The following is a 20,900-nucleotide window of genomic DNA, read 5'->3' on the forward strand; positions in this document are numbered from 1 at the left end:
TTGCGTCCTTGCGAGAGTGTAACGAGTTGACGGCGACGCTCGCGTCAGCGCGGCGCCGAGGCGGGGGCGCCAACGTCCTGTATTGTGCAGTTCAGCCGCGGTCGTCCCGGCAAGTCCAGCGTCGCCTCATTGCCCTTGTTCCAGAACTGGGCTTCCCCAGCCCCGAAAGCGCCCGTGTAACGCGCGCCCGACGCCGCCAGCACCTGTTGCAGAACGACGGATTTGTCGCGCCAGGAGAGGAAGGCGAGGGCGGGCGCGACATTCACGAAGGTCACATCCAGCAGCCCGTCGAGCCCGGGGCAGGAGGCGATGAAAGGGCCAAGGCTCGTTCCCTCGGCGTCCTTCGAGCGCACATCGGCATAGCCTTGCCGCAGGCGGTAGATGCGCTCGATGAGCGTGCGCTGCAGGCAGGGTTTGGCGTCCTTGCAGGCCGAAAGCGTCTTGCGGAAGCTCGCCTGGCTCTCGGTCAAGTCCTTCTTCCGAGCCGCCGTCAGCGGCGCGGCCGTGGCCAAATCGGCAAGAGGGGACTCTTCTTTATCCAGCCCTTCGAGGGTTGCATCCTCGCAAATGAATTTGACCGGGGCCCCCGACGTCTTCGCGCATTCCATCGGCGTCGCAGCGGCGAATCCGATCGAGAGGAAGGAGAGGAGCGCTATGGCGGCCGCGCGGATCATGAGGCGTGCTCCGAAAAGAGGACCGAGAAAGGCGATACATTCTAGCGGTCGCAAGCCAAAACGTCGCTTCCGGACATACGTATTTTTTTGAAGCATCCCGCGCCGACCATGCTATAGAGCGGCGCCCGCGCTCGCGGGCTTCAGGTTTCGCGGCGGGTCCGGAATGGGGCCGCTCACGCGGGCGTGGCGGAACTGGTAGACGCGCCGGATTTAGGTTCCGGTGACGAAAGTCGTGGGGGTTCGACTCCCTCCGCCCGCACCAAATGCCGCAGTTTCGCGGAAATTATGCCAAGCCGCCGCGCGCACGGCCGGCTCTAAAGTTGTAGAAGGCGATCGACATGCAAGTTACGCAAACCTCCTCCCAGGGTTTGAAGCAGGAATTCAAGGTCGTGCTGCCGGCGGCCGATCTCGCCGCCAAGCTCGGCGCGCAGCTCGCCGAAATGCAGGCCAAGGCCCAGATCAAAGGCTTCCGCCCCGGCAAGGCTCCGATCGCCCATCTCAAGAAGCTCTATGGCAAGAGCATCATGGGCGACGTCCTGCAGGAGTCCGTCAACGAGGCGAACCGCAAGATCGTCGAGGAGCATGAGCTGCGAATCGCCGTCGAGCCGAAGCTCGATTTCCCCGGCGGGCAGGAAGAGCTCGAGCGCGCGCTCGAGGCCGAGGGCGATCTCGCCTTCACCGTGACCTTCGAGACGCTGCCGAAGTTCGAGATCGGCTCGTTCGACGACATTTCTATCGAGCGCCCGGTCGCCGAGATCGCCGACGCGGACATCGACACGGCGTTGCAGAATCTGGCGGATCGCGCCCAGGAATTCGAGCCGCGCGCGGAAGGCGCCAAGGCCGAGAAGGGCGACAAGCTCACGATCGACTTCACCGGCAAGCTCGACGGCGTCGCCTTCGAGGGCGGCACGGGCGGCGATATCGACCTGGTGCTGGGCTCCAACACCTTCATTCCCGGCTTCGAGGAGCAGCTCGAAGGCGCGGGCGTGGGCGAGCAGCGCGTCGTGAAGGTCAAGTTCCCCGAGGATTATTCGGCTCAGCATCTGGCCGGCAAGGACGCCGAGTTCGACGTGACGGTGAAGGCTGTCGCCGCGCCGAAGTCGCTCGAGATCGGCGACGAGCTGGCCACCAAATATGGCTTCGAGAGTTTCGACGCCATGAAGGAAGCGGTGAAGGGCAATCTCGAGGCCGACTTCCACAAGGTCTCGCGCGACAAGCTGAAGCGCGCGCTGCTCGACGCCCTCGACAGTCGCTATTCCTTCGAGCTGCCCGAGACGCTCGTCGAGCAGGAATTCAACAACATCTGGGGGCAGCACGAGGCCGAGAGCCGCCGCGCGAATCAGCCGGTCGCCGAAGAAGGCAAGACCGAGGACGAAACCCGCGCGGAGTTCCGCAAGATCGCCGAGCGCCGCGTGCGCCTCGGGCTGGTTCTCGCAGAGATCGGCCAGAACGCCGGCGTGAAGGTCGAGGACAAGGATCTGACCGAGGCCCTCGTCGAGCGCGTCCGCATGTTCCCGGGCCAGGAAAAGCAGGTCTGGGACTTCTATCGCAACAATGAGCAGGCGCTCGCCCAGTTGCGCGCGCCGATCTACGAAGAGCGCGTCGTCGACCATATCTCCAAGCTCATCAAGATCACGGACAAGACCGTGACCAAGGAAGAGCTGTTCAAGGAAGAAGAGGCGTAAGAGAAACGCCGGGCGTGAGCCATCCCTCCCCTTTACGGGGAGGGAGGCCCCGCCTTGAGGCGGGGTCGGGTGGGGTAAGGCCCCACCACTCTCGTTGCGGCGCGGACCCCACCCGGCGGCCTCCGCGTAGAGGCTAAGGGAGCCACATATTTCGGGGCCGTCATGGCCGGGCTTGTCCCGGCCACCCACGCCAAGGGGCACAGCCCAGCTCCGAAGTCCTGTTCCGCGCGCCCATGCAATGTTCTGATGGCGATCATGCCAGCATTAGCTAAGACTTTGCTCGGCGTGGATGGCCGGGACAAGCCCGGCCATGACGAGGGCTGCGACGGGTGTGTGCGTGCGGTAGCCGTAAAGGGGAAGTATGGGCCAACGACGCGGGATGGTCGCTCATCCGCAAAGCCCTGTTGATCCCTTTGGCGCCGCGCTTGCCAGATCGCTCTTCGCCCGAGAAGCGGAAGCTTCGTTTGCGTCCCGGCGCGCTCCGGCATATGACGGGACAAGAATTCCCGGCGGAGGGCCCCTGCGCCGGCAAGACCATATGAGACGGCCGTGCGGCAGGTTCGGGTAAATGCTTCGCGGTCGGTCTAATGCGCGCGCTCTCCTGCGAGGAGAGGCGCAGGGAAGGCGATGCGATGCGTGATCCGATCGAGGTCTATAGCCAATATCTCATTCCGCAGGTGATCGAAAATACGTCGCGCGGCGAACGCGGCTTCGACATCTATTCGCGCCTGTTGCGCGAGCGGATCATCTTCCTCACGGGGCCGGTCGAGGACCACATGGCCTCGGTCATCATCGCCCAGCTCCTTTTCCTCGAATCGGAAAATCCGAAGAAGGAAATCTCCCTCTACATCAACTCGCCGGGCGGCGTGGTGACGGCGGGCCTCGCCATCTACGACACGATGCAGTTCATCAAGCCGAAAGTCTCGACGCTCTGCGTCGGCCAGGCGGCGTCGATGGGCTCGCTGCTGCTCTGCGCCGGCGAGGCCGGCATGCGCTATGCGCTCCCCAACGCCCGCGTCATGCTGCATCAGCCCTCAGGCGGCTTCCAGGGCCAGGCGTCGGACATTCAGCGCCACGCCGAGGACATACTGAAGGTCAAGAAGCGCCTGAACGACATTTATGTCCGCCACTCCGGCAAGGATTACGACACGATCGAGCGCACGCTCGACCGCGATCACTTCATGTCGGCGGAAGAGGCGAAGGCGTTCGGCATCGTCGACAGCGTGCAGGAGAAGCGCCCCGACGACGAGTCAGAAGCCAAGAGCTGAAATGGTTCCTCTCCCGCATGGGGCCGATAGGGCGCCCTGTGCGGGAGAGAGCCCGCCGCGCCAAGCGTGCGGCGCCAAAAAATAAATTGCGTCCGCCGTTCCTTCGGGGAAAAAGAGCGGACCTTTGGGTGAGAGAAACGGGGCTATAAGGGCGCGCATGTTTCGCAAGATTTTGATCGCCAACCGTGGCGAAATCGCCTGCCGCATCATCAAGACGGCAAAGAAGATGGGCATCGCCACGGTCGCCGTCTATTCGGACGCCGACGCCGACGCCCTGCATGTGGAGATGGCGGATGAGGCGATCCACCTTGGCCCGCCGCCCGCCGCGCAGTCCTATCTGCTCATCGACAAGATCATCGCGGCCTGCAAGCAGACCGGCGCCGAAGCCGTGCATCCCGGCTATGGCTTCCTCTCCGAGCGCGCGGCTTTCGCCACGGCGCTGAAGGACGCCGGCATCGTCTTCATCGGTCCCAACCAGCGCGCCATCGAAGCGATGGGCGACAAGATCGAATCGAAGAAATTCGCCTCGGCCGCCAAGGTCAGCGTGGTGCCGGGCTATCTCGGCGTGATCGAATCGCCGGAAGAGGCGGTAAAGATCGCCAAGGACATCGGCTATCCGGTGATGCTGAAGGCCTCGGCCGGCGGCGGCGGCAAGGGCATGCGCATCGCCTTCAACGACGCCGAGGTGATCGAGGGCTTCACCCGCGCCCGTTCGGAGGCGGCGTCCTCCTTCGGCGATGATCGCGTCTTCGTCGAGAAGTTCATCCAGAACCCGCGCCACATCGAAATTCAGGTGCTGGGCGACAAGCATGGCAATGTCATTCACCTCAACGAGCGTGAATGTTCGATCCAGCGTCGTAACCAGAAGGTGATCGAGGAAGCGCCGTCGCCGCTGCTCGACGCCGCCACCCGCGCCGAAATGGGCGCCCAGGCCGTCGCGCTCGCCAAGGCTGTCGACTACGATTCGGCCGGCACGGTGGAATTCGTCGCGGGGCAGGACAAGAGCTTCTACTTCCTCGAGATGAACACCCGCCTGCAGGTGGAGCATCCGGTCACCGAGCTCATCACCGGCATCGATCTCGTCGAGCAGATGATCCGCGTCGCCGCCGGCGAGCCCCTGCAGCTCAAGCAGGAGAATGTGAAGATCAACGGCTGGGCGGTGGAAAGCCGCATCTATGCCGAAGATCCGACCCGCAGCTTCCTGCCCTCCATCGGCCGTCTGGTGAAATATCGCCCGCCCGAGGAGAAGAAGGAAGACGGCGTCACCGTCCGTAACGACACGGGCGTCACCGAGGGCCGCGAGATTTCGATCCATTACGATCCGATGATCGCGAAGCTCGTCACGCACGCCTCCGACCGCTTGACCGCCATCCAGGCCCAGGCCGACGCGCTCGATCGTTTCCTCATCGACGGCATTCGCCACAACATTCCCTTCCTCTCGACGCTGATGCAGATGGAGCGTTGGCGGTCGGGCACGCTTTCGACGGGGTTCATCGCGGAAGAGTTCCCCGAGGGCTTTTCGGCTCCGGAGCCGGCCGGCGATCTCGCTTTGACGCTCGCCGCCGTCGCGACGCTGATTGACCACATCGGCAACGCCCGCAAACGCATGATCAGCGGCCAGCTCATGAGCGGCCGCCCGGTCGAATTCGCGCGCGACCGCGTCTGCATGCTCGGCGATACGCGCTATGACGTCGCGCTCGAGGAGCAGGGCGAGGCGCTCGTCGTGCAGTTCTCCGGCGCCGATAACCGCGCCCATCGCGTATCCTCGCAGTGGCGGCCGGGCGACGCGGTCTTCAAGGGCGATGTCGACGGCCATACGGTCTATGTGCAGACGCGGCCGATCCTCAATGGTTACGAGCTGGCCCATCAGGGCGTGAGCGTGCAGGCGCGCGTCTATACGCAGCGCGAGGCCGAACTGGCTGCCCTGATGCCCAAGAAGAAGGACACCGGCGCCTCCAAGCATCTGCTGTGTCCGATGCCGGGTCTGGTGAAGACCATCGACGTCAAGGAAGGGCAGGAAGTAAAGGCGGGCGAGGCGCTCTGCATGGTCGAGGCCATGAAGATGGAGAACGTCCTGCGCGCCGAGCGCGACGTGACCATCAAGAAGATCCTCGCGAAGCCCGGCGACAGCCTCGCGGTCGACGCGGTGATCATGGAATTCGCGTAAGCGCACGAACTATAGACTTTTTAGAAACGCGGCCCTCCGGGCCGCGTTTTTGTTTGCGCGCCTTCAGGCGCGCCAAGCGACCAAACCTTCCGCTTGGATCATACGGGTTCCGCTCGATTGGTTCGGCGCCATCCCCGACGCAAGCGCCGTTTGAACACACAGGAAATCACCGCCGTCATTGCGAGGAGCAAAGCGACGAAGCAATCCAGGGCCGCATCGCTGCACTGGATTGCTTCGCTTCGCTCGCAATGACGGCTCTTGTGGCTTTGGGTCGCCCGTCAGAAGGTGATTTCATCGCTTGGCGGCGTTTCGACGCGATCGCCAAGAAGACTCTGCCGCTTACGGCAATTACGATTAATCCAATGAATTCGGCGCTTGCCAAATTCATCTGCAAGCGCTCAGGCGCGCGGCGCGAAACCGCCGCCGCCTGTGCGTTTCACAAGATCAGGCGCTCGCCTTCGCTTTGCGCGCCGAGCGCGCCGGAGCGGCCTTCTTGCGCGCCTGGCCGAGACCCATCTGCTTTGCGAGATTCGAGCGCTGCGCCGCATAGTTCGGCGCCACCATCGGATAATCGGGAGCCAATCCCCATTTCGCCCGATATTGATCCGGCGTCATTCCCAGCGTGGCCAAGTGTCGCCGCAGCGATTTGAACTTCTTCCCGTCGTCCAGGCAGACAAGATAGTCGGGCGTGATCGACTTGCGGATCGAGACGGCGGGCTCAGGCTTCTCTTCGACCGCAGGAGCTGCGGCCGCGCCCGTCGCCAGGCGTCGCAGCGTCGCGTCCACGGAGGCGATCAACCCCGGAAGCTCCGCGACCGGAAGCGAGTTATGAGAAACGAAAGCCGCGACAATGCTGGCAGCCAATTCGATTGAACTGGCGTCTTCTGAATCTGGCGTCTGCAAGGGCGAATCCTCCGCGCGAATTGACGATATTACTAATACCGCATTCTGCTTGCGTCGAGCTTAACGGTCAAATTCTTTCCAAAATAGTGTATCCGGCCGACGGAAATAGCGGCTAACGCCCCGGACGCGCTTTGTTTGCTATCGGTCAAAGAAGAGTCGAGCCGCCAAAATCTCGATTTTTTCTTTCCTGAGTGCGACTTGGCTTGCAGCTCAAGTTAAAATCTCAGTTACGTGCCCCATCTTACGGCCTGGACGGCTTTCCTTTTTACCGTAGAGATGCAGACAGGCGCCGTCTTGAGCCAGTATCTGCGCCCATTTGTCGGCGTCGGCGCCAATGAGATTGCGCATGACGATTTGGCGCCCATGGCGGCGCGTCGAGCCGAGCGGCAGGCCCGCAATGGCGCGCATGTGCTGCTCGAATTGCGAGGTTACGGCGCCATCGAGCGTCCAATGCCCGGAGTTGTGCACGCGCGGCGCGATTTCATTGACGAGGAGCCGCTCGCCTTCAGCGTCCGAAACAACGAACATTTCCACGGCGATCACGCCGACGTAATCCGCCGCCTCGGCGATGCGCCGAGTCATCTCGACCGCCGCCCGCGCGGTAGCATCGCTGATCGCGGCGGGAGCCGTTGTCGTCGCGAGAATATGATGTTCGTGTATGTTTTCGCAGATGTCATAGGCGCGGAAGGCGCCGTCGAGCCCGCGCGCCGCGACAACGGAAACCTCTTTGGCGAAGGGCACGAAACCTTCGAGAATCGAGGGCGCGCCGCCTACCGCTTTGAAAGCGTCGTCGAGATCGACGCCGTCGACAATTCGGGTCTGGCCCTTGCCGTCATAGCCGAAACGGCGAGTCTTCAGGATCGATGGACGCCCGAGCTGCGCGACGGCGCGCGTCAGCGCATCGAGATCGGAGACGTCGGCGAAATCGGCCGTGGCGACGCCGAGCCCGCGCACGAACTGCTTTTCGATCAGCCGGTCCTGCGTCAGCGCGAGGACCTTCGGGTTCGGCCGCACCGGCCGATGCGCTTCGAGCACTTCCGCCGTTCGCGCCGGAACATTTTCGAATTCATAGGTGACGACATCGACAGATTCCGCGAAGGCCGCCAGTGCCGCTTCATCGAGGAAATCGGCGCAAGTGCGCGCGGCGCAGACGTCGAAGGCCGGATCATCGGCGACGGGCGAATAAATATGCGACTTCAGGCCAAGGCGGGCGCCGGCTGTCGCCAGCATGCGCGCGAGCTGGCCGCCGCCGAGAATGCCGATGGTCGCGCCGGGTTTCAGCATTGTCACGCCTCCTCCTTCGGCGTCTCGGCGACGCTCGCCGTCTGTTTTGCGCGGAAATCTGCGAGCCGCGCGGCGAGCGCCTTGTCGCTCAGCGCGAGAATTGAGGCGGCGAGGATCGCGGCGTTGATCGCGCCCGCCTTGCCGATGGCAAGCGTTCCCACCGGAACGCCGCCGGGCATTTGAACAATCGAGAGTAGGGAGTCCATGCCCTTGAGCGCCTGGGACTCGATCGGCACGCCGAGAACCGGGAGATTGGTCATGGAGGCCGTCATGCCCGGCAGATGCGCGGCGCCGCCGGCGCCCGCGATGATCACCTCGAAGCCAGACGCCTCGGCCCCCTTGGCGAAAGTGAAAAGCCGCTCAGGCGTGCGATGGGCCGAGACGATCCGCGCGTCGCAGCCGACGTCGAGGATTTTCAGGGTCTCCACGGCGTGGCGCATGGTCGCCCAGTCGGACTGGGACCCCATAATGATCGCGACAGGCGTCTTCGGCTTCGCCACTTTAAGTGATCCATTACTCGAGCGTGGGAAGCCATGCCGCATAGACGATGGGGAGGCGGGACGCAAGGCGCCGGGCGGGCTGTCGCGTTATGGGAGGCGCTCGCGGGCTTGTCTTGGGGACGCAAGCCGGGCAGCGGGGTGAGGGCATGAGAGGCGCATGGTCGGGGCGCATGTCCTCCGTTCCGCCGCTATTCAGCTATAGTGCGGCCTTATCGGATTTTCAGTCAGAGGGAATCGTGTCGGCAAATCTTCTAGCCAAGATCAGGGAATTCGGCCGGGTTATCTCAGTCATTCTGCTGATGGATATGAGAACGCGGTTCGGCTCCAGCTATTTCGGCTATCTTATCGCGATCGCATGGCCGCTCAGCCATCTCATCATCATTTCGGGCGCCTATTTACTTAGGACCTATGTCGCGCCTGTCGGCGAGAGTCCGGCCGTGTTCGTGGCGACAGGGGTTGTGCCCTACATTCTCTGTCTCTATCCCGCGAGAATGCTGGGTATGGCTATAATCCAAGGGCGGACGCTGTTGAATATGCCGATTCTCAAGCCCGGGCATTTGATTACCGCGAGATGGATATTAGAAGTGCTTAACGCTTTCATTGTTTTAGGGCTATATTTATTGCTTATGTATTCGTTAGACATAGATTTTTTGCCGGCAGACTATATTGTGGCGGCTCAGGCTGTTCTTGCGGCTGTTTATCTTGGAATAGGGTTGGGAGTGCTAAATACGGTCGCTTGTGCAATATTTGGCATGTTCTTTATCGTTGCATTTACGTTGGTCGCTGTTGTTTTATACATTCTATCTGGGGTATATGAGCCGTCTTACGCTTTTTCAGAGGAAGTGCGCGAGTACTATTCCTACAATCCCCTCTTCCAAATCGTGGAGTGGCTACGCTCCGCATATTACACCAACTACGATCCATATATGGTCAACAAAGCCTACGTCGTGGAATTTGCTTCGATCTCGCTTGCCCTTGGCCTGCTCGGGGAGCGCTTTCTTCGCGGAAAATTTTTCTCCTGAGATCGCTGCCTTTGGAGGAAATAGGTCTGTGGTCGCGTGAGAGAGCGAGGGCGGTGAATCGTCGAGCCATGTCGTTCTATGGGCAAAATCGGCCGTGCGAGGAGAGGCGCAGCTATCTGGCCGGCCGACGCGCTGGCCCAGCGGCTTCGCGCGAGCAGCATGAGCTTTGATGGGCTGGTTTGCGCGGCGCCGTGGGCCTGGCGCTCTCTCTCGCTGTTGCAGAGCGTCCCGATACGGGAGGCGACCCCTGCCGCGACGTTCGCGCGCAGGGGATAACCACGCCGCTTCTGCTGCATGCGACTGGCTCCCTGCCGCCCGAAGGCTGGAAGCGAACTCACCGAGAGCAGGAAATCCCCGCTCTCGGCATTTCTTTGTCGATCGGCGCGCGACCCTTACGCGGCGCGATCGACGTCCTCTTCGTCGCCGTCGTCTGCCGCTTCGGCGTCGGTCTTCGCTCCGCGCCGCGGGCCCTTCTGCAGGAAGGACTCGATCAGCTTCAGCGCCTCCGAGTCGATCAGCTTGCGCACGGCCGCGACTTCCCGCGCCATGCGGTCGAGCGCCGCCTCGTAAAGCTGGCGCTCGGAATAGGATTGCTCCGGCTGCGTGTCGGAACGGTAGAGGTCGCGCACCACCTCGGCGATCGTGACAAGATCGCCGGAGTTGATCTTGGCCTCATATTCCTGGGCGCGACGCGACCACATTGTGCGCTTGATGCGCGCGCGTCCGGAAAGCGTCGTGAGCGCCTTGTCGACCACGCCGGTCTCGGCGAGCTTACGCATGCCGACATTGGCGATCTTGCTCGTCGGAACCTTCAGGATCATCTTGTCCTTGATGAAGCTGACGACAAAGAGCTCGAGGCTGAAGCCCGCGACTTCCTGTGTTTCGACGCCAATGATTTGGCCGACGCCGTGAGCCGGATAGACGATGAACTCGTTGAGCTTGAAACCGTGCTTCTGCGCGGCCGGTTTCGTTTTCGCGGGCGCGGGTTTCACCACGGCCTTTGAATCGGTTACGGTCTTCTCGGCAGCGACGGGCGTCGCCGTTTCAACGGGGGGCTCGTTTCTTTTTGCCAATTTTTTATCTTCGCCGGCTGTCGTGGTTGATGAAATCTTGCCAGCCGCCGCGGCGGCCGCGGGGGCGGCCGGTTTGGCGGGGAAGGGGGGCTTGGCGTCGCGGGCTGGCGCAACAGCAGTCGCCGTTGCGGGCTTGTGCGCCGCGGCGGACGTAACGGGTTCAGAGGTTCTCGTCGCCTCGGCTTTGCGGGCGGGAGCTGTGGCGAGCGCAGCCTTCTCCGGGGCGGCCTTGGACGTTGCGGCGGCGTTGGCCGAGGCCGGCGCCGCGGCAGGCTTCGCCACTGGTTTCGGTTTCTCGATGGACGCCGCCGTCTTGTGCGCCTTGGCGGGCGTGATTTTTTCGTCTGACTTCACGACGGCGGTTGCGGCGGTCTTCGCCGCGGACCTGACAGTCTTTGCGCCGGCTTTGCCCGGGGCTGCGGCGACAGCCCCGCGCGCAGCGACGTTCTTGGCCAATGCGGACGCGCGCGCGTCGGACGCCGCGGCGCTGCGGGCGGCAGCGTCCGCGCCGCTTTTGCCGCTGGTCTTTGTCGTCGCCTTCGCTGCGGTCGTCACAGGCGCCTCAACGCGCGTCTTTGCCGCTGTCTTGGCGCTCTTTGCAGCGGATTTGCTCGTTTTGGCGCCATCGGACGTCGCGGCGCCGGGGCGTGCGGCTTTACCGCTTTTCGACGCCGATCCCTGAGAACGCGCGGAGGTAGCTGTAGCGCCGACCCCTTTCTTTGTTATATCGTTCTTCTTGGCGGACGGCATACGCGGGGCACTCCTTTTGCATCTCGCTGTGGAGACGGGATGATCCTGCTGTCCTCTTGCCGCGAGACGAACAAAGCGTCTTGGCAGGCAAGTTTCTGAACTGACACCTTAAGCCAGAGGCGCGGGCGAGATAGGGAATTCGGACGCTCTAAGGCGCGCGCTTTCTCATGCTGTGAGGCAAGCCGTCGTCGGCCCGTGATGGCCGAGCGGCGTTTATTACCATTCTCTATATCACGCCGCGGCGCCAAAATCAAAAAAACCCTTGCCCGGTTTTTGCCAGGAGGGTGGGAAACTCGTCAGTAAGTTACGAAATTCGCTCTGCTATCAAGCAAAGTTAAGGGTGTGGAAAGATTGGGCCGCCGCCCGGCGCACATTTGGCGGCCGAAACGAATCGGCTCGCGACGGGCGGCTTGAGGTGATCTCAGTCGCCCTGTCCGGGCTCGGAAGAGAACTGGGCTTCGAACTTGCCGGGCTTGCCGTCCCATTCCTTGGCGTCCGCGGGCGGGTCGCGCTTGATGGTGATGTTCGGCCAGTTCTGCGCCATTTCGGCGTTCAGTTGCAGCCACTTCTCGAGGCCTTCCTCGGTGTCGGGCTTGATCGCCTCGGCGGGGCATTCAGGCTCGCAGACGCCGCAGTCGATACATTCGTCCGGATGGATGACGAGCATGTTCTCGCCCTCGTAGAAGCAGTCGACGGGGCAAACTTCCACGCAATCCATATACTTGCACTTGATGCAGTTTTCCGTGACGACATAAGTCATGTGAATTGTCTCTTTCGACGATTTGTGAGCGTCTCGCGTCGATTGCCGCGCTAGCTAGCGTTTTTGCCGCCGTCATGCAAGGCATGGCCATGGTGATTTTGGCGCCGCCGCGATATGGCTACAATAGGATTCAAGCGGGACGATTATGACCGACGTTGAACTCAGAGCGACACACGCCGTTGCGCAAACCATGACGGCGCGCGCCTTGCTGCTCGGCGAACGCATCGACACCGTCGGGTTGGAGCGGGCGGATCTGGTGTCGACCGCGCCGCTCGCCTTCCATGCCGGGCAGGCGGGCTTCGCCGTGCTTTACCGCTTCGGCGTCGCGGTCCTCTTCGGACTCTCGCCGCTCGAAGAGGACGAGATCGTCACCAAGATCGGCGCGCGGGTCGCCGGCGCCTCGCGGGGCGACGACGAGACGCTCGTCATCGAAATCACGCATGACGGCGAGGACAAGCCGCTGCCGAACGGCCGCCTTGCAGTGAAGGATCTTTCCGAGGCGCGGCTGCTCGTCATCGCCGACGCCTTGGCGAAAAGCGTGGCGCTGGCGCGCGACGAGCGCCGCGTCAATGCGGTCTTCGACACGATCGAGCCTTTCGCGGCGGAGCTTGCCAGCAGGGGCCGCCCGCCATGGCGGCGCAAATCCATGCTGGAGCTCATCGGCCAGACGCTGCTCGTGCGTCATCGCGTCTCCGGCCGCGTCGCCGTCGAGGACAAGCCCGACGTTCTTTGGGATCGGCCCGATCTCGAACGCCTCTATGCGCGTCTCGAAGACGAATATGAGCTGGAGGCGCGCGGACGCACGCTCAACGCCAAGATCGACGTGATCGGCGAGACCGCGCGGGCGCTCACCGATCTCATCGACGCCGACCGTTCGGTGCGACTCGAATGGATCATCATCGTGCTGATCGCGATGGAGATCGGCCTGTCGCTGTTCCAGATGTTCTCCGGACAGCATTATCTTCACCAGATACAGGCGGCCTCGACCGCAACCCGCGGATCGTCCATGGACAGCCATGTGAAGTGAGGCAATTGGTGCCGCGCGAAGGTGAACTGCCGCTTCGCGTAGTGACGTGTGTCGATCTTGCCGCGCATGATCGCCTCCTCTAACGACATGCGCCCGTCGAGATAAGCGATGAGATGCGGAACCCCATGCGCGCGCATGGCCGGGAGAGCGGGATCGAGCTTGCGCTCGCCTAGGCGGGCCACTTCGTCGAGCGCGCCCATCTCCATCATTTTATCGAAACGCGCGTCGATGCGCGCATAGAGCGTCTCGCGCTCGGGCGCGAGAAAGAAGGCCGGGCATTGCGCCGCGTCGATCAGCGGCGCCGAACGCGGCCCCTGGAAGGAAGCGAGCGGCTTGCCCGTCGCGGCGAAAACCTCGAGGGCGCGCAGAATGCGCTGCGGGTCTGTCGGGCGCAGCCGCGCCGCGGTCTCCGGGTCTTTCGACAAAAGCTCGGCGTAAAGCTCCTGCGGGCTCGCGCCTTCGGCCGCCGCGCGCACCTGCGCGCGCACCTCCTCGGGCACGGCGGGAATGTCCGAAAGGCCGTAAAGCGCGGCTTTGAAATACATGCCTGTGCCGCCGGCAATGACCGGCGTCACGCCGCGCGCGTCGAGGTCGGCCAGCGTCTGCGCGAGATCGGCGAGATAGCGGCCGACGGAGTAATTCACCGCTGCATCGATATGGCCGAAGAGGAGATGCGGCGCCTGCGTCTCTTCTTCTAGCGTCGGCCGCGCGGTGATGATGCGCAGGTCACGGTAGACCTGCATGGAGTCGGCGTTGACCACTGCGCCGCCGACGCGCTCGGCGATGGCGAGCGCCAGCGCCGACTTGCCCGAGGCTGTGGGACCTGCGATGAGAATGGCGCGCGGGGACATGGCGGCTATTGCGGCGGAAATGGGCTGGATGTCAAAGGCGATCAACCGACACTTAGTCACTTTGCCGCGTCGTCATGGCCGGGCCCGTCCCGGCTATCCACGCCGCGCAATGGTCGCTCTTGTGGGGCGGGCCCACTTCGACCTCGGAAAACCACCCGCATCGTCCGGACCGGTCTCTGGCACAGAGCCGGCCCTGTCCCTCGGTGAGCCGTGGGTGGCCGGGACAAGCCCGGCCATGACGGTTCCGAAATGAGTGACTCACAAGGCCACCAAGCGGGAGGCGAGTCGAGCGCGGGACTCGTCGCAACCTTTGTTGCCGGACATAGCGTCGCGCTAACCGCGGCGGTCGTCCGGCGCGCGTTGGGCGAAGCCGGGCTCGGCGATCCGAAGCTGGATTGGCTCGCGCCAGACATCGCCGCCGACGTTTTCCTCGACGCGCCAGACCTGGACGTCGCGCGCGCGCGATTGCAGGCTGCGCTCGCAGGGGAGGCCATCGATATTGTCGTTCAGCCGGCCGAAGGCCGCCGCAAGCGTCTCCTCGTCGCTGACATGGACTCGACCATGATCGAGCAGGAATGCATCGACGAGCTTGCTGGGCTGATCGGCATCCGCGACCGTATCGCCGCCATCACCGAGCGCGCAATGGCGGGCGAGCTGAATTTTCAGGCGGCGTTGAAGGAGCGCGTCGCGCTGCTGGCCGGCGTGACGCTCGATCAGATCGAGACGATCGTCGCCCGCATCACGCTCACGCCGGGCGCCCGCGTCCTCGTGCAGACCATGCGTGCGCATGGAGCGCATACGGCGCTCGTGACCGGCGGCTTTACGCAATTCACCGCGCCGGTCGCCGCGCGCATCGGCTTCGACGAGACTTTCGCCAATCGGCTGGAGATCGTGGAGCGCGCCTTGACGGGCGCGGTGATCGAGCCGGTGCAGGGCAGGGAAGGCAAGCGCGCCGCGCTTGTCGGCTTGCGCGAGAGGCTCGGACTGGCCCCCGTGGCGACGCTCGCAATCGGCGACGGCGCCAATGATCTCGATATGTTGCGGGAAGCGGGGCTCGGCGTCGCTTATCACGCCAAGCCGAAGGTGGCCGACGTCGCGGCGGCGCGGATCGACCACGCGGATCTGACGGCGCTGCTGTATGCGCAAGGGTATCGGAAGAACGACTTTAGGGAGTGAGGGGACGGCCCTCATCCGACCCCGCTTTGCGGGGCCACCTTCTCCCGCGAGCGGGAGAAGGAGTCGCGTTCCGAAACCTCCGGGTTCTCTCCTTCTCCCGCTCGCGGGAGAAGGTGGCCCTCGCGTCAGCGAGGGTCGGATGAGGGCTTAGTCTACCGGCAGCGCCACGAAATGCGCGTCGCCCTGGCCATTGGCCACGATCAGCAGCGCCGTCTTCTTGCCCGCTTCCTTCAGCGCCTTGATCTTCTTCACGGCGTCGGAGGGCTCGTTCACCGGCTCCTGATTGACCTCCAGAAGGATTTCGCCCGGCTGCAACCGCTTCTCCGCCGCGTTGGACGACGGGTCGACGGAGGTGATCAGCACGCCGTTCTTCACCGTGTCCTTGATCTGGAAGCGCGCGCGCAGATCGTCGGTGAGGCGCGAAAGCTCCAGCCCCAGCGCGCTCTGGGAGGCCGGGCTATTCGTTTCCGGCTTTTCCTTGTCGCCGCCGTCGCGCGAGGCGACCTTCTCGCCGTCCTCCAGGCGACCGAGCCTGACCTTCTTGGTCTCCTCCTTGCCGGAGCGGACGATCACGAGGTCGACGTCTTTGCCGACGGGCGTCGCGGCGACGAGCTTGGGCAGGTCGCGCGATTCCTTGATCGGCTTGCCGTCGAATTTCACGATCACGTCGCCGGCCTTGATGCCAGCGGGCTTCGACGGGCCCTTGTCATCGACGCCAGCGACCAGCGCGCCGCGTAGCGCGCCGAGGTTGAGCGTCTCTGCAATGGCGTCGTCGACGTTCTGGATGCGTACGCCGAGCCAGCCGCGGCGCGTCTCGCCATATTGCTGGAGCTGCTCGATCACAGGCTGCACGGTGTTCGCGGGGGTCGCGAAACCGATGCCGACCGAGCCGCCCGAGGGCGAGAGAATCGCGGTGTTGATGCCGATTACCTCGCCGTCCATGTTGAACAACGGGCCGCCGGAATTGCCCTTGTTGATGGAGGCGTCGGTCTGAATGTAGTTGTCGTAGGGGCCGCTATCGATGTTGCGGTTGCGGGCCGAGACGATGCCCGCCGTCACCGAGCCGCCGAGGCCGAACGGATTGCCGACCGCGAGCACCCAGTCGCCGACGCGCGCCTTGTCGCTGTCGCCGAATTTCACCGCCTTCAGCGGCTTCTCCGGCTTCACCTTCAGAACCGCGACGTCGACCTTCTGATCCTTGCCCAAAATCTCAGCCTTGAGTTTCTGGCCGTCGTTGAAGATCACCGTCACCTCGCTGGCGTCGGCGATGACGTGATTATTGGTGATGACGATGCCGGCGGCGTCGATGACGAAGCCGGAACCGAGCGAGGATGATTTGCGCTGGCGCGGCAGGTCGGGCATGCCCTGGCCGCGGCGCTTGAAAAACTCCTCAAAGAGATCGTCGAAAGGCGCGCCAGGCCCCATGCCCGGCGGCAGCCCGGGCGCATCGCCGCCCTTACCGCGCTTGGTCTCGAGCGTCTGCGTCGCCGAAATATTGACGACCGCGTCGGAAACCTGGGCCGAGAGATCGGCGAGGGAGTCGGGGCCTTTGGCGTGCGCCGGGCCGGCGAGCCATAGGGAAGAGGCCGTCGCGAGCGCCAGAGCGGCGCGACGAAATGCGGGGATCATGCGTTTTGCTCCTCGAGGGACATTGTTCTTGTTGGCGCGCCGCCGCCGGCGCCCTTGGTTTATCGCTTTTGCGCCGGCTCCGGCGGGGCGCTCGCGCTTCCCTCGGGGGCGGAGAAAAAACGGAAAAACGCGGAACGCGGACTGACGAGAAAGCGCGTCTCGCCCGGCTTGAACGCGGCTTCATACGCCTGCATCGAGCGATAGAAGGCGAAGAAGTCCGGATCCTTGCCGAAAGCTTCGGCGAAAATACGGTTGCGCTCGGCGTCGCCTTCGCCTTTCGTCTGATCGGCCTTCTGCTGCGCTTCGGCCTTCAGGACAATCACATCGCGATCCGCCTTTGCGGTAATTTTCTGCGCCTGCTCGGCGCCCTGTGCGCGATATTCGGCGGCCTCGCGCTGACGCTCGGTCTGCATGCGGCCGTAAACTTTTTCTGAAATCTGCTGGGGCAGGTCAACGCGGCGAATGCGGGCGTCGACAACCTCGACGCCGAAGCGGCGCGCCTCCAAGTCGGCCTGCTGCTTGATTTTCGCCATCAGCGCCGAGCGTTCGTCGCGCACGATCTGCCGTTGATTGGCTTCCGACAGCACGCGGCGCACGGCGGAGTTCAGCACCGAGCCGAGCTGGTTATTGGCGCCCTGCACGCTATTGACCGACTGATAGAATTTCAGCGCGTCGACGATGCGGTAGCGAATGAAGCTGTCGACTTCGAGACGCTGATTGTCGGCTGCGAGCACTTCGAGATTGGGGCTTTCGACGTCGAGGATGCGATTGTCGAAGGTGACCACATTCTCGATGAGCGGAATCTTGAAATGCAGTCCCGGCTCGGTGATGAGGCCGCGCCCCGCGACGGGCTCGCCGAATCGCAGCACCAGCGCCTGCTCGGTTTGTTCAACGGTGAACAGCGCGCCGCCCACGGCGGCGACGCCGATCAGGGCCAGAATGGCGAGGGCGAAGAGGAGGCCGTTTTTCACTTCTGTCCTCCCTGAAAGGGGGCAAAGGAGGGCAGGGGCATGAAGGGCGCGACCGAGGCGCCGCCCTTGGCGGGATCGTCGAGAATCACCTTCTCCGCGCCGCCGAGGACGCGCTCCATGGTCTCGATGTAGAGCCGCTGGCGGGTGAGCGCCGGAGCGTTCTTATATTGCTCGTAAATCTTCTCGAAACGCCCGGCCTGGCCGCGCGCTTCGGCGACCGTCTGCTCGCGATAGGCCTCGGCCTCCTGCAGGATGCGTGCGGCGGCGCCGCGCGCCTCTGGCACGACGCGATTCGCATAGGCCTCCGCCTCATTGCCGAGCCGCTGCAAATCCTGCTGCGCTGCGGTCACGTCGCGGAAGGCGGCGATGACCTGCTGCGGCGGGTCGACCGAAAGCAGCAGCACCTGCAGCACCATGACCCCGCTGTGATAGTCGTCGAGCAGCTTCTGCATCAGCGCCTGAGAGGCGGGCTCGATCACTTTGCGGTCGGCTGTGAGGATTTTTTGAATCTGCGACTGGCCGACGATCTCGCGCATGGCGCTCTCGGCGACCGCCTTCACCGTCGTGTGCGGATTGGCGAGATTGAAGGCGTAATCCTCGGGCTTGGAGGGGTCGATCTGCCAGATGACGCGGAATTTGATGTCGGCGATGTTTTCGTCGCCGGTCAGCATCAGGCTTTCTTCCGGCGCCTCCGGGCCGAGACGCGTGACCTGCCCGCCGCGCCGGCGCCCCTCTGGCGCCGCCGCCTCCTCGCGAAAGCCCACGTCGGTGATGTTGCGGTCCGTCACCGCGAGCTTGATCACCGAGCCGACAGGGGCGGGGAGGTTGTAATTGAGGCCCGCCTGCGTCTTGCCGCGATATTTGCCGAAGATGAGATTGAGTCCGATCTCATTGGGCCCGACCGTGTAGAAGCCGGACAGCAGCCAGGCGAGCAGGGTCAGGAGAACGAGGATCAGCATGCCGCCGCCGCCGAAGCCGGCCGGCATAAATTGCTTGAGACCTTCCTGGCTGCGGCGCAAGAGCTCTTCGAGATCCGGCGGTTGCGCGCCGCCGCCCGAGCCCTGGCCCCAGGGCCCGCCCTGTTGTCCCCAAGGGCTATTGTTCTGATTGCGCGGGCCGCCTTGATCGCTCCAGGGCATCTCGTCTCGCGATTAAATGTGGAAGTGGCCTCGGGCGCGGCTTCGCGTCGCCCGGGATGTTATAGGCATTTGGCGGCGTGGCGGCAATCGCGGACGATTCCCTGCGCGGCAGAGACAGGAGAGAGCATCCCCATGATACGGGATTACGCCAATATCGCGGCCAATGAGCGGACGTTTCTCGCCTGGGTCCGCACAGGGATCGCGGTTATTGCGCTCGGCTTCGTCATCGAGCGCTTCAATCTCTTCCTGCTCGCGCTGGCGGCAGGGGCGGGCAACAACGCCGGTCTCCTTGCCCTTCACCGGCTGCCAAGTCACACCGCGCGCTATGGCGGCGCCGCCTTGATCGCCTCCGGCGTGACAATGATCGTCATCGCCACAATCAGGCTGCTGCAGACCGCACGTCTGCTCGAGGACGAAGAGACCCACAGGCCGAGCGCGACGCATTGGACCCTTTGGGCGCTTTCGGCGCTGGTGCTGGGGGTGGCGATTTTCAGCGCCTATCTGGTGGTGTTCTAATCAGCGATACCAGACGAAGGCGAAAGAGATCAGCAGCGCGAGGCCGAAGCCGATCAGCGCGTTGACGAGAAAGCCGTTGCCGAATTCGTTCATGGTCAGACCTCCGCGAGACCCAGATCAGAACTATGCCGATGCTTCGGTTCTGTCGCAATCTATGATCGGCTATTCTCCAGGGCGGAAGCGAGTTTCGCCAGCACTCCCCGCGCGGCTGCGATGTCGTCGAGCCGCAAGTCGGCGCAGAGAGCATTCATCCACTTTGCTTGCGCCTCCATCAGCTCCCGGTACGACGTAGCGCCCCGAGTCGTCGGGGCGAGCAGTTTGGCGCGGCGGTGGCCCGGATTCGGGCTGTAAGCAGCAAGCTCGTCACGCACCAGTTCGTCGGCCAAACGCTGGACGCCCTGTCGCGTCTGAGATAGCCGGCGAGCAACTTCCGCAATGGTTAAAGCTTGGTGAGCGATCGCGCCCATGACCTGCCAACGTGCGGCGGTCAAACCGAAGGGCGCGCTCAGCCTGTTGCCGGAATCCGTCAGGCGGTTGGCGGTCTGCAGGATTTCCCAGACGAGACGGCTCATTTCTTCGCCCTGGGGCGTGCGCATGATGATTTCCCGAATTGCCAGCGGCTACATTGACAGCATATTGTCAAATTGACAGCATGTTGTCAGTCAGAGGTATACCATGACCCCGTCCGAACTTGTCAAAGGTCTCTATGAGGACTGTCTCAACCCGCGTCGGCTGGATCGGCTGACGGATTATCTCTCTGACGATTTCGCCGGCGCGAGTGGCGAGCGGGGACCGCAAGGTTTCCGGCAAACCGTCGAACGGATGGTGACGGCCTTTCCTGATCTGCGATTCGAACTCGAGGACCTGTTCGCGGCAGGCGATAAAGTATGCCTGCGCTGGCGCTTCGAAGCGGCGCATCTCGGGCCGCTGGCCGGCGTCGCCCCAACAGGCAAGGTCGCGGTTCAGCAGGGGATCGCCATCTACCAGGCAAGCGACGGCAAGCTCACGCGTGCGTGGCTTCAGGTCGATCGCCTGGGCGTCTTGCAGCAGATCGGGGCGCTGGCGCTCTGACGCAGAAGGGCGGGGCGAGGGGCATGGTTTCTCGAACGAAACTATCAGGCGGCTCCGGCCTCGTCATAGGCGCGCTGCGCCGCGAGCACTGCATCCATATTGCGCTCCGCCCAATGCGCAAACGCCGAAACCGTCTCGTTGAGCGTCTGGCCGAGCGGCGTCAGGCTGTATTCGACCGTCACCGGAACAGTCGCGAACACTGCGCGAGAGACGAGACCATCGCGCTCCAGCTTCTTCAGCGTCTGCGACAGAACCTTTTGTGAAATGCCCTTGATGTCGCGGCGCAGGCGATTGAACCGGACAGGCCCTTCCTGAAGCCGGTCGAGGATCAGCAACGCCCATTTATCGGCCAGCCGATCCAGCAACAGCCGCGTCGGACAGCGGTCTTCATAGACATTGTAGGCGTTTAGCATCGAGGTCATGGATCTGGCGCT

General features: G+C 63.5%; 21 protein-coding genes and 1 tRNA gene. 10 read left to right on the plus strand and 12 right to left on the minus strand.

Annotated features, from left to right (window positions below):
• Window positions 1-44: 44 nt before the first annotated feature.
• On the minus strand, window positions 45-674 hold the full coding sequence (locus tag QNA11_RS03525; protein WP_283481980.1) for an MliC family protein: 630 nt from the start codon (window positions 672-674) through the stop codon (window positions 45-47).
• A gap of 177 nt (window positions 675-851) precedes the next feature.
• Here QNA11_RS03525 and QNA11_RS03530 point away from each other — a divergent pair.
• The 4 genes from QNA11_RS03530 to QNA11_RS03545 all read left to right on the plus strand — a co-directional run bounded on the left by QNA11_RS03530 (window position 852) and on the right by QNA11_RS03545 (window position 5,794).
• Window positions 852-936, plus strand: a tRNA-Leu gene (locus QNA11_RS03530).
• A 76-nt stretch (window positions 937-1,012) separates the two neighbouring features.
• Complete coding sequence (tig, locus tag QNA11_RS03535) at window positions 1,013-2,359, plus strand: trigger factor (protein WP_283481981.1); 1,347 nt, start codon at window positions 1,013-1,015, stop codon at window positions 2,357-2,359.
• 632 nt (window positions 2,360-2,991) lie between these two features.
• On the plus strand, window positions 2,992-3,627 hold the full coding sequence (gene clpP / locus QNA11_RS03540) for an ATP-dependent Clp endopeptidase proteolytic subunit ClpP (protein WP_202071979.1): 636 nt from the start codon (window positions 2,992-2,994) through the stop codon (window positions 3,625-3,627).
• Between the two features lie 157 nt (window positions 3,628-3,784).
• On the plus strand, window positions 3,785-5,794 hold the full coding sequence (locus tag QNA11_RS03545; RefSeq protein WP_283481982.1) for an acetyl-CoA carboxylase biotin carboxylase subunit: 2,010 nt from the start codon (window positions 3,785-3,787) through the stop codon (window positions 5,792-5,794).
• Window positions 5,795-6,238: 444 nt separating this feature from the next.
• Here QNA11_RS03545 and QNA11_RS03550 read toward each other — a convergent pair whose 3' ends face one another.
• From QNA11_RS03550 to purE, 3 genes are all read right to left on the minus strand, one after another.
• A complete protein-coding gene (locus tag QNA11_RS03550) occupies window positions 6,239-6,697 on the minus strand; it encodes a Ros/MucR family transcriptional regulator (protein ID WP_283481983.1) in 459 nt (152 codons plus the stop codon).
• A 210-nt stretch (window positions 6,698-6,907) separates the two neighbouring features.
• Window positions 6,908-7,981: a 5-(carboxyamino)imidazole ribonucleotide synthase gene (locus tag QNA11_RS03555; RefSeq protein WP_283484153.1), complete on the minus strand. Its 1,074-nt coding sequence runs from the start codon at window positions 7,979-7,981 to the stop codon at window positions 6,908-6,910.
• 2 nt (window positions 7,982-7,983) lie between these two features.
• Complete coding sequence (purE, locus tag QNA11_RS03560; protein WP_202072045.1) at window positions 7,984-8,448, minus strand: 5-(carboxyamino)imidazole ribonucleotide mutase; 465 nt, start codon at window positions 8,446-8,448, stop codon at window positions 7,984-7,986.
• 269 nt (window positions 8,449-8,717) lie between these two features.
• On the opposite strand from purE, the gene QNA11_RS03565 reads away from it, so the two are divergent.
• Window positions 8,718-9,503 carry an ABC transporter permease gene (locus tag QNA11_RS03565; protein WP_283481984.1) on the plus strand — a complete coding sequence of 262 codons (786 nt, stop codon included), beginning with the start codon at window positions 8,718-8,720 and terminating at the stop codon, window positions 9,501-9,503.
• Window positions 9,504-9,895: 392 nt separating this feature from the next.
• Here the strand turns inward: QNA11_RS03565 and QNA11_RS03570 are convergent, their stop codons facing one another.
• The gene (locus tag QNA11_RS03570; protein ID WP_283481985.1) at window positions 9,896-10,576 is read right to left on the minus strand and encodes a CarD family transcriptional regulator; all 681 of its coding nucleotides are present in this window, start codon (window positions 10,574-10,576) and stop codon (window positions 9,896-9,898) included.
• A gap of 91 nt (window positions 10,577-10,667) precedes the next feature.
• Here QNA11_RS03570 and QNA11_RS03575 point away from each other — a divergent pair, with 91 nt between their 5' ends.
• A complete protein-coding gene (locus QNA11_RS03575) occupies window positions 10,668-11,258 on the plus strand; it encodes a hypothetical protein (protein ID WP_283481986.1) in 591 nt (196 codons plus the stop codon).
• 489 nt (window positions 11,259-11,747) lie between these two features.
• On the opposite strand, the gene fdxA is transcribed toward QNA11_RS03575, so the two are convergent.
• Window positions 11,748-12,086, minus strand: a complete 339-nt coding sequence (gene fdxA, locus QNA11_RS03580) for a ferredoxin FdxA (protein WP_202071973.1) — start codon at window positions 12,084-12,086, stop codon at window positions 11,748-11,750.
• A 145-nt stretch (window positions 12,087-12,231) separates the two neighbouring features.
• Here fdxA and QNA11_RS03585 point away from each other — a divergent pair, with 145 nt between their 5' ends.
• Entirely contained in the window at window positions 12,232-13,113 is an 882-nt protein-coding gene (locus tag QNA11_RS03585) for an RMD1 family protein (RefSeq protein ID WP_283481987.1), read from the plus strand.
• Here the strand turns inward: QNA11_RS03585 and miaA are convergent.
• A complete protein-coding gene (gene miaA / locus QNA11_RS03590) occupies window positions 13,050-13,964 on the minus strand; it encodes a tRNA (adenosine(37)-N6)-dimethylallyltransferase MiaA (protein ID WP_283481988.1) in 915 nt (304 codons plus the stop codon). The genes QNA11_RS03585 and miaA overlap by 64 nt on opposite strands.
• Window positions 13,965-14,213: 249 nt before the next feature.
• On the opposite strand from miaA, the gene serB reads away from it, so the two are divergent.
• Window positions 14,214-15,140, plus strand: a complete 927-nt coding sequence (gene serB, locus QNA11_RS03595; RefSeq protein WP_283481989.1) for a phosphoserine phosphatase SerB — start codon at window positions 14,214-14,216, stop codon at window positions 15,138-15,140.
• 147 nt (window positions 15,141-15,287) lie between these two features.
• On the opposite strand, the gene QNA11_RS03600 is transcribed toward serB, so the two are convergent.
• The 3 genes from QNA11_RS03600 to hflK are packed head-to-tail and all read right to left on the minus strand — an operon-like array spanning window position 15,288 to window position 18,879.
• Window positions 15,288-16,769: a DegQ family serine endoprotease gene (locus tag QNA11_RS03600; protein ID WP_283481990.1), complete on the minus strand. Its 1,482-nt coding sequence runs from the start codon at window positions 16,767-16,769 to the stop codon at window positions 15,288-15,290.
• A gap of 59 nt (window positions 16,770-16,828) precedes the next feature.
• On the minus strand, window positions 16,829-17,740 hold the full coding sequence (gene hflC / locus QNA11_RS03605; RefSeq protein WP_202071968.1) for a protease modulator HflC: 912 nt from the start codon (window positions 17,738-17,740) through the stop codon (window positions 16,829-16,831).
• Complete coding sequence (gene hflK / locus QNA11_RS03610) at window positions 17,737-18,879, minus strand: FtsH protease activity modulator HflK (RefSeq protein WP_283481991.1); 1,143 nt, start codon at window positions 18,877-18,879, stop codon at window positions 17,737-17,739. Before hflK ends, hflC begins: the two co-directional genes overlap by 4 nt.
• 132 nt (window positions 18,880-19,011) lie before the next feature.
• On the opposite strand from hflK, the gene QNA11_RS03615 reads away from it, so the two are divergent.
• Window positions 19,012-19,395, plus strand: coding sequence for a YidH family protein (locus QNA11_RS03615; RefSeq protein ID WP_281927985.1), 384 nt, complete (start codon window positions 19,012-19,014; stop codon window positions 19,393-19,395).
• Window positions 19,396-19,547: 152 nt separating this feature from the next.
• Here the strand turns inward: QNA11_RS03615 and QNA11_RS03620 are convergent, their stop codons facing one another.
• Entirely contained in the window at window positions 19,548-19,991 is a 444-nt protein-coding gene (locus tag QNA11_RS03620) for a MarR family winged helix-turn-helix transcriptional regulator (protein WP_283481992.1), read from the minus strand.
• Window positions 19,992-20,070: 79 nt separating this feature from the next.
• Between QNA11_RS03620 and QNA11_RS03625 the strand changes: the two genes are divergently transcribed.
• On the plus strand, window positions 20,071-20,466 hold the full coding sequence (locus tag QNA11_RS03625; protein WP_283481993.1) for an ester cyclase: 396 nt from the start codon (window positions 20,071-20,073) through the stop codon (window positions 20,464-20,466).
• A 44-nt stretch (window positions 20,467-20,510) separates the two neighbouring features.
• On the opposite strand, the gene QNA11_RS03630 is transcribed toward QNA11_RS03625, so the two are convergent.
• The gene (locus tag QNA11_RS03630) at window positions 20,511-20,888 is read right to left on the minus strand and encodes a winged helix-turn-helix transcriptional regulator (protein ID WP_413661875.1); all 378 of its coding nucleotides are present in this window, start codon (window positions 20,886-20,888) and stop codon (window positions 20,511-20,513) included.
• Window positions 20,889-20,900 lie beyond the last annotated feature (12 nt).

Origin of the sequence: Methylocystis sp. JR02 (assembly GCF_030063565.1) — a bacterium.
GTDB classification, from domain to species: domain Bacteria; phylum Pseudomonadota; class Alphaproteobacteria; order Rhizobiales; family Beijerinckiaceae; genus Methylocystis; species Methylocystis iwaonis.